General features: G+C 67.5%; 13 protein-coding genes. 11 read left to right on the plus strand and 2 right to left on the minus strand.

The genetic code is table 11. From position 1 onward, the window contains the following. The first annotated feature begins 37 nt into the window (after window positions 1–37). Complete coding sequence (locus BS329_RS37680) at window positions 38–646, plus strand: DUF6230 family protein (RefSeq protein ID WP_076167857.1); 609 nt, start codon at window positions 38–40, stop codon at window positions 644–646. Between the two features lie 27 nt (window positions 647–673). Further along, a complete protein-coding gene (locus tag BS329_RS37685) occupies window positions 674–1615 on the plus strand; it encodes a DUF6114 domain-containing protein (protein WP_279628249.1) in 942 nt (313 codons plus the stop codon). A 591-nt stretch (window positions 1616–2206) separates the two neighbouring features. Here BS329_RS37685 and BS329_RS37690 read toward each other — a convergent pair. Then, the gene (locus BS329_RS37690) at window positions 2207–2773 is read right to left on the minus strand and encodes a hypothetical protein (RefSeq protein ID WP_143253374.1); all 567 of its coding nucleotides are present in this window, start codon (window positions 2771–2773) and stop codon (window positions 2207–2209) included. A gap of 576 nt (window positions 2774–3349) precedes the next feature. On the opposite strand from BS329_RS37690, the gene BS329_RS43115 reads away from it, so the two are divergent. The 9 genes from BS329_RS43115 to BS329_RS37725 all read left to right on the plus strand — a co-directional run bounded on the left by BS329_RS43115 (window position 3350) and on the right by BS329_RS37725 (window position 11535). Continuing rightward, a complete protein-coding gene (locus BS329_RS43115; RefSeq protein ID WP_158075875.1) occupies window positions 3350–3499 on the plus strand; it encodes a lasso RiPP family leader peptide-containing protein in 150 nt (49 codons plus the stop codon). Window positions 3500–3759: 260 nt separating this feature from the next. After that, window positions 3760–5370: an asparagine synthase-related protein gene (locus BS329_RS37695; protein WP_076167863.1), complete on the plus strand. Its 1611-nt coding sequence runs from the start codon at window positions 3760–3762 to the stop codon at window positions 5368–5370. Then, window positions 5333–5617, plus strand: a complete 285-nt coding sequence (locus BS329_RS37700) for a lasso peptide biosynthesis PqqD family chaperone (protein ID WP_244197451.1) — start codon at window positions 5333–5335, stop codon at window positions 5615–5617. The genes BS329_RS37695 and BS329_RS37700 overlap by 38 nt, the downstream gene beginning before the upstream one ends. Then, the gene (locus BS329_RS37705; RefSeq protein WP_076167865.1) at window positions 5614–6042 is read left to right on the plus strand and encodes a lasso peptide biosynthesis B2 protein; all 429 of its coding nucleotides are present in this window, start codon (window positions 5614–5616) and stop codon (window positions 6040–6042) included. Before BS329_RS37700 ends, BS329_RS37705 begins: the two co-directional genes overlap by 4 nt. Beyond that, entirely contained in the window at window positions 6039–7805 is a 1767-nt protein-coding gene (locus tag BS329_RS37710) for an ABC transporter ATP-binding protein (protein WP_076167867.1), read from the plus strand. The genes BS329_RS37705 and BS329_RS37710 overlap by 4 nt, the downstream gene beginning before the upstream one ends. Before the next feature lie 667 nt (window positions 7806–8472). Next, window positions 8473–9291, plus strand: coding sequence for a lipase family protein (locus BS329_RS37715; protein WP_076167869.1), 819 nt, complete (start codon window positions 8473–8475; stop codon window positions 9289–9291). Between the two features lie 301 nt (window positions 9292–9592). Beyond that, entirely contained in the window at window positions 9593–9796 is a 204-nt protein-coding gene (locus tag BS329_RS43120; RefSeq protein WP_143253376.1) for a hypothetical protein, read from the plus strand. Beyond that, a complete protein-coding gene (locus BS329_RS37720; protein ID WP_076167871.1) occupies window positions 9796–10167 on the plus strand; it encodes a YidB family protein in 372 nt (123 codons plus the stop codon). The genes BS329_RS43120 and BS329_RS37720 overlap by 1 nt, the downstream gene beginning before the upstream one ends. A 264-nt stretch (window positions 10168–10431) precedes the next feature. Further along, entirely contained in the window at window positions 10432–11535 is a 1104-nt protein-coding gene (locus tag BS329_RS37725) for a carboxylate-amine ligase (protein ID WP_076167873.1), read from the plus strand. Here BS329_RS37725 and BS329_RS37730 read toward each other — a convergent pair. Continuing rightward, window positions 11523–11780: a hypothetical protein gene (locus BS329_RS37730; protein ID WP_076167875.1), complete on the minus strand. Its 258-nt coding sequence runs from the start codon at window positions 11778–11780 to the stop codon at window positions 11523–11525. The two genes, BS329_RS37725 and BS329_RS37730, sit on opposite strands and share 13 nt — an antisense overlap. Window positions 11781–11932: the final 152 nt, after the last annotated feature.

An 11932-nucleotide genomic window follows, 5' to 3' on the forward strand; every position in this document is an offset into this window, starting at 1 on the left:
CGCCCGACGACCGGGCGAACGAGGAAAGGACGGAAACATGAAACGCTCGGAATCGCGAGGAAAAACGCGGTGGGCCCGGTTCGCCGGGATCTTCGGATTGGCGCTGGCCGGAGCGGCACTGCTGCTCACGGGACTGTCGCAGGGAGCGCTCGCGGCATCGTTCGCGGTGTCCGGTAGCGCGTTCAAAATCAGCGCGGACAAGCTGGTGGGCGAAGGTTTCGTCCAATACGGTGACGTCGACCAGGGTAGCGGTGAAGCCCACGTCGTCGCGGTGGGCGCTTTTCGCAAGGCCACGCTGGACAACTTCTGCCAGTCGGTGTTCTTGCCGAAGGTGCCCATGGTCGGGGACGTCACCCTGGTGCTCGTTTCGGGTGGGCCCGGCGGGATGGAGTCCACGGACATCATCATCGGCATCGCCTCGCTCACCGGTGATCTCCTCCTGACCGACACCCAGATCGGCATCGACGCCGCTCAGTTGTCCAAGGGGCCGGAAGCGGCGAAGGGCAGGGCGGGAGCGTTCGGGTTGCAGGCCAGCGGCGCGACGATCGGCCAACTCCGGCAAATAGCCTGGAGCACCAATGCGCAGACCCTGCGGCTGAAGAACCTCGCGTTGTCGCTGAGGAGTGGGAAGAATGAATGCTTCTGAGTTCGCCAACGGCTGCGGGCCGGTCCGATGATCAGCGGCCCGCTCGGGCGAATCAAGGCCGGATGGCGGACATTCCGGGGCTGGCGACGGCAACGGCCTTTCGGTGCCGGAATGTTCCTGTTGCCCGCCTCCGTCGTGATAGGACTTCCGCCGTACGCCTCCTTCCGGCTGGGTGACCTGGTGCTCTCGATCAGGACCATCGGCGGGGCGTCGGCACTGCTGATCGCCGCTCTGCTCCTGATCTGCGCGGTATCGCTGTGGAGCAGGCCGCAGTACCGGGTGGCCGCCGGCGTCACCGCGCTCCTCGTGTCGCTGATCGCGCTGGTCAGCAGCAACCTCGGAGGATTCCTGGTGGGCACCGTGCTGGGCCTCATAGGCGGGGCACTGGCTCTTTCATGGACGCCTCCCGCCGCCGGCGAGCGCGATCGCGACCAGGAAGACGGGCCGGGCTCGTCACGGACCCGGGCCATAGGAATAACGGCCCTCTTTGTCGGCGCACTGGTCGTCGTCCCGGCGGCTTCCCCCTCGGCCTCAACCACCGCTGCTCCGTCCGGCCGGGTGTGGGTGCTGACGGCCTCCGTCCTGCGGTTGACCGGCCTGCAGTACCACGGCGTGGGCACCACCAGGGTGGGTGGCGCGACCGTCGAGGTGCTCAAGTTCACCGCCAGCCGCATCGACATCACCAGCCTGGTCCAGGTGAGCGAGTTGATCGACGGCCACCTGGGTAAAATCACCGCGCCACCCGGAAGCGTTTCGACCGCTACCGGTCACCCGATCGAGCTGCTCACCTTGCGGTTGAAGGGCACCCTGAGCTTGCTCGGCCTCATCGGCCTCCCGGTTGATTTCACCCCGGCCCGTCCTCCGCCGCTGGTCTTGCCCAGCCTTACCTTCACTGACGTGACCGTGGTCAACACCGATCTCAAACACGCCCGCCTGGCCATTCCCGACGCGAAGATCACCGTGACCTGACCGACTGCTTCCCGACACCAACGCCGTGCCGGATCAGACTGGCAGGCCGACTCCCGTCGCGGTGCCGGATCTATGACCACCGCGACTCGCGATTCGTTGTGCTGCAGGTACTTCACCCGTACACGCGCCGGTTATAGCTCGTGGTGACCGCACACTGGCGCCGCCGCGGTTGAATGGCGGGCAGGGCACAGGGTAAGGCCCGCAGCGGACACGGTGAGGCCTTCGCGAACGGCGTGACTGACGCCCTCACCACCCCCGCCAACCCAACCGGATACCCGCCACTCGACACCGGATCCGGCTACATGGCCACGCTGAAATCTATTCTCAGCAACTAATACGCCCGGCGGAGCGTGTGCCGGGACATCAGCAAAGGTGGAACGGATCCTTGACGTCGCTGGATACGTCCAGCCCGAGAATCGCTCGACGCTCCTATCACGAACCACTCTTTCGACGTCGACTGCATTGTGCCTCATCGGTGACGCCGAGACGGCCGTCGACTTCGTCGTCCGGCTCACTTCCGCGGAACGCGCGCTCGCTCTGTAGTCCAGTCGCATGGCCGTGATGACGTGTCGAGCACGCAGGCCTACCTGGCTAGCGTTTCTCGATATGCCACCGCACCGAGTAGCTGTTCGTTGATGTACCGTTGTCGTAGCTGAAGACAGCCTTGTAGCTATCGCTATCGTTTTGCTCATCGTGCACATTGGATCCGTTGGCCACACAGTTCGCCCGGAAGTACACTTGATTCTTGCTGTTGAGGTTGTTGTAGTAGACGACCGAGAGTCCGGAACCCATCCAGCCGCTGTCATATCCGGTTGCGAATGTGACCTCCTCGCCGGGCTCGATCCGGCTCGGAGGAGCTTCGAGCCACTCGGTTCCATTGGGGTAGGTGGCGCTCGCACCGAGACCCCAGGTGATATCGGTGTAGTTGACGATGGTTCCCCTGGCGGTCCGCCAGGTGTCCACTCCGTCGGGTCTGTGCCGCGAGTCGGAGGCCGAAGCCGTACCGGCGGGAGCGGCGAGCGTGAGAACGGTCATCGTGGCCATAAGGAGCGCCCATAACCGTTTTGTGCGGAAGTTGAAGTTGGACCGAGACATGAGGTCAATCCCTTCGAAGCACCATTGAGTCCGGGTTTTTACGCGTCCGCCTTCGCGGTTCACCTCTTACAGTCCAATAGGCTCTCCTCCACTGCAAGCCCTGTCAGTCTGACAGGGCACACTTTGCCCGCCAAACGAGCGATGCCGCAGTCGCGCCCCCGCCAACTGTCACGGTTGCGTCAGGATTACCTCCCCGAAAGGGGCTTCAGATGGGTGATCGTGTGACATATGCCGCTGATTGTTCAGGACCGACAAGTACAAGATAGCCACCGACGCAACGTCGGCAGCACGGAACAGAGGGCGCCATCGACGTAGTACACGATGGGCAGTAACGGACTACCGCATTGTCGGGCGGCTCTCCGTTGTTTATTCAACGACGTGGGAGGGTCTTGAAAATCCGTGGACCACGCAGCACGTCCGACCGCCATGGTGAACGGAGTGGACCACTGCTACTCGATTGCTTTCCCGGTGGCGGCTCTACGCGGTCGCGTCGGGTGTGTCCCTCACACGGTGATCTTGGTGCTGGTTGACGGATCGGTGCGTTCACACGTTGGGATTGTGGGCGCGTCGTTCGTTGAGGCGCGGGTATTTCTGTGTGGTCAAGCAAGTACACGCTGATTGTCATGGAGGTGCTTTGCGGTGAACGAGGAACTGGGCGTGCAGACGCTGCAGGTGTACGAACCCCCGGTGCTGGCCGAGGCCGGTGGTTTCGCCGAGGAGACACAGGGTTCCAGCTCTGTCGGCTTGCCGGAGGGCGACGGTTCGTATAACCGTCCCATCTGGTGGTGACACCTTCGTCGTGTGGCGGGCGCTGGTTCGTTGTCCTTCCGGACTGCGAACCAGCGCCCGCCGTTACCCGCCGCCTCGCCGAGTATGCCTGCCGGACATTGCCGCACGTTTCGGGCAGGCCGTGGCTGGTGGGGTGTTGGGACGACGAGGAGGCGGCGACGGTCCAGGTCGGTAGTACCAGGGTGGCAGTGCTGGGGTGCTGTTCGCTGACGTCCCGCGAGGTGGCGTCGCGGTCTAGGTCGGTCCGCGGCCTGGCGGACGTGGAGTCGGTGGTGGCGGGTGCGGCGGGCAGTTTTCATCTGCTGGCCTCGGTGGACGGGGAGGTGTACGCCCGGGGAACCCAGTGCGGGGACCGGCGGCTGTACTGGGCGGAGGTCGACGGGGTGACAGTGGCCGCGGACCGGGCCCGCACTCTGGCGTGGCTGCTCGGTGCGCGGCCGGATCCGGGAAGGCTGGCCGCCGGGCTGGCGCTGCCGGTGCTGCCGTATCCGCTGGACCGCGAGGCGATGTGGCCGGAGGTCACCGCGGTCGCGCCCGGCGCTGCCGTGTGCCTGGGACGCGGTGGTTCGCGGCGGACGCGGCGGTGGTGGCGGCCACCGCCGTCGGATCTGCCGCTGGCCCAGGCGGCCCCGGGGGTCCGTGAGGCGCTGCGGGCCGCGGTCGCGGCACGGGTGCGACCGGGTCAGGTGTGGGGCGCGGATTTGTCCGGGGGCATGGATTCCACCTCGCTGTGTTTCCTGGCCGCCGAAGCGGGAGCCCGCCTGGTGGCGGTCACTCTGGAGTGGTCGGCGCCGGGCAACCAGGACGGCCATTTCGCCCGGGTGGCCGCCGAACACCTGCCAGGCCTCACGCATCTGACGTTCCCCTCCACCGCGCTGCCGGGGCATTTCACCGGTATCGACGAGCGGCGTGAGGCGGGGGACCGGCCCAGCGCGCTGCTGCGCGACCGAGCCCAGCGCGAGGAGCTCGCGCGGGTGCTGGCCGAGCACGGCACGCGCCGACGGCTGTCCGGGCACGGTGGGGATCACGTCGTCACCCCGCCGGCGGCCTATCTGCACCCGTTGCTGCGCCGCCACCCGCGGACCGCGTTGCGGCACACCGCCGCCTACCGTGCGGGGGGCCGGTGGCCGCTGGTGGCCACCGGCCGCCAGCTGCTGTCGGGTCGTCCGCTGCGGGGCTGGCTGGCCGCGCAGGCCGACGCTCTGTCGACGACCGGCCAGGACACTCTGCCCGAGTGTGATTGGGGTTTTTCCCTGTCGATGCCGTCGTGGGCCACCGGCGGAGCCCGGGAGATGCTGGCCGGGTTGCTGCGTCAGGCCGCCGCGTCCGGGACGGCACCGCTGGCGCCCGACCGGGGTCGTCACGCCTGGATCGGCTCCACCCACGTGGCGGGCACCAGCGCGGCCGCGATCGCCGACAGGGGCGGCGCGGGAATGCCGGTGCAGATGCCGTTCTGCGACGACGCGGTCATCGACGCCTGCCTGCGTGCACGCCCGGAGGAGGCCGGTCACCCGGGTGTCTACAAACCACTGCTGACGACCGCGATGGACGGCATCGTCCCGGATGCCATCCGGTCCCGTACGACCAAGGACCACTGCGGGCAGGAGTGGCACGCCGGACTGGCCGCGCAACGGCGCACGCTCGCCGCGTGGGCCGAGGAGTCCTTGCTGGCCGCCGCCGGTGTGCTCGACCCGGACCTGCTGCGCCGTGCCGTACTCGCCCCGGGGCTGCTCCGTGAAGGCACAGCCGGGCTGGAAAGCACTCTCGGGACCGAGGCATGGCTACGCGACCTGCACGCCCACCCCCGTCCCGGCTACCTCAAGGAGCATCCTCGTGAATCCACCCGACCCGTACCTGCGGCTGCGCAGTGACGTCACCGCCTGCGACACCGACGACGGCATGGTCCTGCTCGACGAACGCACCGGCCGCTACTTCCAGCTCAACAGCACCGGCGCGCTCATCATGCGGTCCCTGCTCGACGGCGCCACACCGCGGCAGGTCGCCGACACCCTCACCGCCACCTGCGACGTCGCCGCCGAGCGGGTGGCGGCCGATGTGGAGGCGCTGCTGACCCGGCTGGCTGAGGCCGGGCTGTCCGCGTCGGCGGTCGCGCGATGAGCCTGATTCCCGGCACCGGTGCCCGTCCGCCGCTGCGCCGCCGGGTCTTCGTCCGCGCGGCCGTCGGGACAGCCCACTTGCTGGCCCGGCTACCTCCGCGACGGCTGCGTATCGTCCTGGAACTCCTGCGCCGCGGCGCGGTCCCCGCCGGTTACGAGCAGGTGCTGTCCGCGCGCCGCGACGTCACCGCCACCAGCACCCGCTGCGCCGGCCGCTACTGCCTGCCTCGTTCGCTGGCCACGACGCTGCTGTGCCGGATGCGCGGGGTGTGGCCCACCTGGTGCACCGGCGTGCGCACCCCGCCCTTCGCCGCCCACGCCTGGGTCGAAGCCGACGGCCGCCCCGTCTGCGAACCCGACGAGACCGCCACCTACCGCGTCATGATCAGCGTCCCCCCGCTCGCGACGCCGACGAGGACCGCATGAGCAGCGCGGCGGCCCCGGCCCGCGTCCGTGACTTGCTTGGCCTGCTCCGGGACCACCGGCGCGTCGTACTGCTGGCGGTGCTGCTGACCCTGGCCGGATCCGGACTGGGGCTGGTCCAGCCGTTGCTGGCCGCCCGCGCGGTCACCGACGCCGGTGCCGGGGCGATCCCGTGGGCGATCGCCGGTGCCCTGGCCGCGGTGTTCCTCGCGCAGGCGCTCATCACCGCGGTCGGCAAGTTCCTGCTGGAACGCACCGGTGAACGCGTCGTACTCGGTCTGCGGCGCTCGCTGATCGCCCGGCTGCTGCGGCTGCCCATGCCCTTCTACGACCAGGGCCGCACCGGAGACTTGATTTCCCGTACCGGAGCCGACACCACCACGTTGCGCTTCGCGGTCGCCCAAGCCGCGGTCGACCTGCTCACCGGTGCCCTCACCGCCATCGCGATCACCGTGGTCATGCTGTGGCTGGACCCGCTGCTGTTCGCCCTGGTCGCCGCGACCGTCGCGACCGGGCTGCTGCTGGTGTTCAGTGCCCTGCGCCGGATGCGCGCCGCCAGCCAGGAAACCCAAGCCAGCCTCGGGACGATGGCCGCCGACCTCGACCGGGCACTCGGCGCGATCCGCACCGTGCGCGCCAGCCGCGCCGAACACCGCGAATCCGACCGCATCGGCGCTCACGCCGACGCTGCTTACCACTCGGGTGTCCGCGCCGCCCGGCTCGCCGGCATCGTCGATCCGGCGGTCGAACTGACCGCCCGCGGCACCGTGCTGCTGGTCCTGCTCGTCGGCGGCGTCCGCGTCGCCCACAACCCCGCCGCGCTGGGCGAACTGGTCGCGTTCCTGCTCTACGCCACCTATCTGGTGGCCCCGCTGGCCTCGATGTTCCAGGCCGTGGCCACCCTCAACCGTGGCATGGGCGCCTTGCAACGCGTCTGGGACGTCCTGACCCTTCCCGACGAGGACCACGACCAGCCCGACATCGGCGACCAGCCCACCGGCAGGCACGAACACACCCCGCCCGCCACCACGACACCGGTACTGGAGTTCCGCGACGTCAGGTTCCGCTACCAAGACCGCGACGTGCTCCACGGCGTGTCCTTCACCGTGCCGGCCCGCGGCATCGTCGTGCTGGCAGGCCGATCCGGAGCCGGCAAATCCACCATCTTCGCTCTCACCGAACGCTTCTACACCCCCGACAGCGGCGCCATCCTGCTCGACGGCCTCGACACAGCGACCCTCAGCCCGCAGCAATGCCGGGCCCGTCTGGCGCTGGTCGAGCAGAACACGCCCGTACTGCACGGCACCCTGCGTGACAACATCACCTATGCCGCACCTGAGGCCGGCCCTGCCGACATCGACCGGGCCGTGCGGCTGGCCAACCTCCACGACCTGCTGCAGCGGCTGCCGCATGGCCTGGACAGCCCGGTCGGCGACCGCGGCTGCACCCTCTCCGGTGGAGAACAGCAACGCATCGCACTGGCCCGCGCCTTGATCACCCGGCCCGCCCTGCTGCTGCTCGACGAACCCACCGCCCACCTCGACACAGTCACCGAAGCCACCCTCACCCGCGCCCTGGCCACCATCAGCCAAGAATGCGCCCTCCTGATCATCGCCCACCGCCTCACCACCATCCGCAACGCCGACCACGTCCTGCTCCTCGACGCGGGCCGGATCACCGCCAACGGCACACCCGACGAACTACTCGACACCAACACCGCCGACCAGCATCTCGACGACACACCCCTGACCACCCTCAGCGGCTAAACACGCCGCCGAACGTTCGATCAATAGATTCCAGCGGTTAGCGATAACGGAATGTATAGAGACGGCAGTGATCACAGGCTTCCCGCACCGTCGCCCATCGAGCGCAGTCGGTCCCAGGCTACTGGGCCCACGTCACAGGCACGTGAGAGCAGTCTGCTCGGTCGGGAAAAGTCCTCGCGCCCCGCACTCGCCTGTCCGTACCGGACATTCAGCGATTCGACAAGTTCCGCCAAGTGCCGTCGCGTCATGATCACGAGGTCTCGGCGTGAGGAACGGAGCCGGTAATCAACTTCTTTCGTCATCGGTAAACTTCGCGACAGGCACCGTGCGTTCCCGGCCGATGGGTCATGACAATGAGAAATGCGTGGTCCAATTCCCAGCCGGCTCTCGTCTGATGGGGGAGCGTCACCACGCGTGCTTCGCCGCGGGCCATGGCGGCGCTGAGCCCGATGTACGCTGGGTCGAGTGCGAAGTCCCGTTTGAATAAGACGCGCCACCGAGCGATGGGATTGTGCGCGTAGCGCGTAAGAACGGCGAGGACGGGTGAGAAGGCACCTCAGTGGAGTGAAGGACGGGGTGGCCGGTGGTGGGCTGGTATTGGCGCAGGTACGCATGAAGGGCGGGGCATTGCCGCCGCGCGACCTATTGTCGTTATGAGGAAAAGATGATGTCTGCGCCCACACTGAACCACCAGACCACCGGATACGACGCCCGCCAGGCCTATTGCATGGCCAAGGCCGCCGAGCTTGCCTACCAGGACCGTGGACGGATCGAGGCCGCAGCAGCCGACTGGGAATTCGACCAGGTCCGTCACCACCACTCGACGTTCTCCCCGCCGTTCGCGCTCAGCGACACCCAGGCGTACACCATGGCCAGCCCGACGATGATCGTGACCGCGTTCCGTGGCACTGAGCCGGTTCAGTTGCGCGACTGGTTGTCGGACACGACCACGCCGCCGTGGGCCGGTCCGGCGAACACCGGCCTGGTCCACTACGGATTCGCCGAGGCGCTGCGGGCGGTGTTCCCGTCCGTGCTCGCAGCCATCGAGGAACTGCGTGATGCCGAACAGACGGTGTGGTTCACCGGGCACAGTCTCGGTGGGGCGCTGGCGATGCTGGCCGCGGCGTGGCTGCATTTCGAAGACCCCCGGCTTTCCGCGCAGGGCGTCTACACCTTCGGTCAGCCCCGTACCTGTGACCGCACCCTGGCCAGCGCCTACGACAAGGCTTTGGCAGGACGCACGTTCCGGGTGGTCAACAACAACGACCTGGTCGCCCAGGTCCCGCCCGAGCCGGTCTTCCACCATGTCGCGTCCCTGCGCTACATCGACTCCTCGGGCAGGGTCCGCGAATCCATGCCCATGGTGTCGAACTTGCTCGACCGCGGCAAGGGCATGCTCGCCGATCCGTTCGCCCCCGCCTCTGACGGGATGAGGGATCACTTCATGAAGGCGTACATCACCGCTCTGGAGAAGAACCTGCCCTGACCGGCTGCTGTTCGACCGAGCCCTCGACGTGGTCGCGCACGACATCACTGAAGCGTGCCGGTTGGACATCGTAAATTGTGTTCACCTTTCTCGCTGCTCGGTTACCGTTCATTCGGAAGGAGCTGTCGATGTCTTCGAGGCGGCACGATCGGATGGACTGCCGGGAAAGACCAATACTGTGCAATATCGAGGCAGTGGAAGATTCATCCGAAGGCGGTCGTTGTCTCGTGCGGCACGGGTGCGCTGTGCGAAGATTATTACTGCATTGTTGGACCGTATCTCACGTGTGAGGTGTCATCCGATGTCCTGGTCGAATGTATGGACCGTAGTGAAATCAGTCTTCAGCGCAGGTGCGTCGTCGTACGTCGCTACGACGTCACCGCAGCTGAGCAATGAGGATGCGAAGGGATTCCTGAACTCGATGGGTAACTTCGTCGCGACCAAAGCCCCGGGCGGGCAAGGCGGCAACGCGGCGGCGGTCACCAACATGGTGGGAGGCAACTGATGTCCGAGAACCCTGTGCAGGAACAAGTGGCCTCCATGGCCATGATGCTGGCCAACAACGGACTGCGCGACGAAGTACGTTCGTGGATCAAGAAGGGCGACAACAAGCCGGTCGGCGCGAAACAGCTGGCCGACGCCCTTCCCGACGAATTGCTCGCGGAACTGAAGGGCGACAAGTCCAGCGCGGAGATGGACAAGTACCTCGCAGGTTGTGCCGACTTTCTGCCGTACTTCTTCGACAAACTGACGCCTGACGGTGTCCTTCCCGACGATGACGGGCTACGTTCTCTCGCCGAGACGCTGGATCCCGCCAAGGTCGCGGGTAAGGCCACGGCAGGCGTCAAACAGGCCGCCTCGTCCTTGGGGCTGTGATGCCCCCACGATGAGCCATGAGGCTTACGTTGAGCTAGTCGCCTGGGCAGCTGATGGCTGCTCAGGCGACTGCTCACGCACACCCGGTTCTCCGGCCCCACAGTCTGCGGAACAGATGATTCCCGCTGTCGTGGCGGGCGGGACCGCGCCATCGGGAGCGTTCGCTGCCAGATCCGGATCCCGAAGGCCGGCGTGGATGGAGCCCGCGCGTTCACTCGAACAGCGCGTACCGGGGCCGCGCGATCACCAGGCAGGATCTTTTCCATGACACGGAGCGGAGAATCAACCGTCGGGGTGGAGGAGGAGTACCTCGTCGTCGACCCGCGAAGCCGGCAGGTTCGGCCGGCGGCCGCTGTGGTGATAGACGGTGCCGCGGGCCGGCTCGGCGAGCGCGTCGGTACGGAGCTGACCAGGTTCCAGCTGGAGGTCAGGACCGAGCCGCATACACGTGTCGATGACCTCGGCGAGCAGCTTCGGGAGATGCGTGCGGTCATCGCGGACGCCGCGGCCGATCACGGATTGTGCGTGGTCTCATCCGGCAGCCCGGTACTGGGCGACGCGGTCCCGCCACCGATCACCGACGGCCACCGCTACGCGGCCAGTGCCGCTCATTTCCGGGCGTTGGACGATGAGCAGGTGGTCTGCGCCTGCCACGTCCACATCGGGCTGGCCGACCGGGCGCTGGCACTGCGGGTCAGTAACCATCTGCGGCCCTGGCTGCCGGTGCTGGTCGCGCTTTCGGCCAACTCGCCCTACTGGGCCGGGCGCGATACCGGCTACGCGAGCTGGCGCACCATGACCTGGGCCCGGTGGCCCGCCGCAGGACCACCTCCCTATTTCCGCTCGTCCGCGCACTTCGACGTTCTGGTCGACCGGCTGCTGGAGACGGGCGTGATCATGGACAGAGCCGGCGTCTACTGGGACGTGCGCCCCTCCAGCCACCTGCCGACCTTGGAAGTCCGGGTCACCGACGCGGCCACCACGGTGGCCGAGACCCAGCTGTTCACCGCGCTCATCCGCGCCTTGGCGGACACAGCACTGGCCGACATAGCCGCCGGAGCACCGGATCCCGATCCCGACCCGCACACCCTGCGTGCCGCCCACTGGCGCGCCGCCCGCGACGGTCTCAGTGGCCACGCCGTGCACCCCCGCACCGGGTGCCTCCTGCCCGCGACGACGCTGACCGCCGAACTGCTGGCCCACGTCAAGGCGGCCGTCCACCGCAACGGAGATCACCAGCTCGTCGACACCCAATGGCGGCGGCTACATCACAGTGGCACCGGGGCCGACCGTCAACGCGCCGCCTGCGGCGGCCACGGCCGTCTCAGCGACGTTGTCGACCACCTCGCCCATTCCTACCGCGGGTAGTGGGATGGGGTGCGACTGTGTGAGTCGGCTTGGAGAGGGGAGGGAGTGGCGGTGACTGCTCGGGTCGTGGCGAAGCGACCGGCGCCGACACCAACGGCTCGGCCACCGACCGACCAGTCCTGGTCGCCGCCGAGGAGCATCACCGCAGTGCGATGCGGCTCCCGGGCGATGACCTTCAGATCCCGCTGCATGTCGTCGGCGCTTGCCTCAGCGACCAGGTAGGAGATGTCGCGGACGGTCAGCATGCGCTCGACTCCCCTCTGCGTAGGCGGTGGATGGCCACCACCTGCCATGTGTGCCGCTTTCTTCCCATTGCTACCGGAGCCCCGGGTGCCGGACGGATTGCGCGTAGAGGACTAAGAGCGTGTCTTACGTGGTGATCGGTTGTTGGTGAGCG

This window comes from Amycolatopsis coloradensis, from assembly GCF_001953865.1.
GTDB lineage: Bacteria > Actinomycetota > Actinomycetes > Mycobacteriales > Pseudonocardiaceae > Amycolatopsis > Amycolatopsis coloradensis.

What these genes read in the sequence shown, in the direction of transcription:
- BS329_RS37680 (WP_076167857.1), top strand. Translation starts at nt 38, where the DNA reads ATGAAACGCTCGGAATCGCGAGGAAAAACGCGGTGGGCCCGGTTCGCC.
- BS329_RS37685 (WP_279628249.1), top strand. Translation starts at nt 674, where the DNA reads ATGATCAGCGGCCCGCTCGGGCGAATCAAGGCCGGATGGCGGACATTC.
- BS329_RS37705 (WP_076167865.1), top strand. Translation starts at nt 5,614, where the DNA reads ATGAGCCTGATTCCCGGCACCGGTGCCCGTCCGCCGCTGCGCCGCCGG.
- BS329_RS37710 (WP_076167867.1), top strand. Translation starts at nt 6,039, where the DNA reads ATGAGCAGCGCGGCGGCCCCGGCCCGCGTCCGTGACTTGCTTGGCCTG.
- BS329_RS37715 (WP_076167869.1), top strand. Translation starts at nt 8,473, where the DNA reads ATGTCTGCGCCCACACTGAACCACCAGACCACCGGATACGACGCCCGC.
- BS329_RS43120 (WP_143253376.1), top strand. Translation starts at nt 9,593, where the DNA reads ATGTCCTGGTCGAATGTATGGACCGTAGTGAAATCAGTCTTCAGCGCA.
- BS329_RS37720 (WP_076167871.1), top strand. Translation starts at nt 9,796, where the DNA reads ATGTCCGAGAACCCTGTGCAGGAACAAGTGGCCTCCATGGCCATGATG.
- BS329_RS37725 (WP_076167873.1), top strand. Translation starts at nt 10,432, where the DNA reads ATGACACGGAGCGGAGAATCAACCGTCGGGGTGGAGGAGGAGTACCTC.
- BS329_RS37730 (WP_076167875.1), bottom strand. Translation starts at nt 11,780, where the DNA reads ATGCTGACCGTCCGCGACATCTCCTACCTGGTCGCTGAGGCAAGCGCC.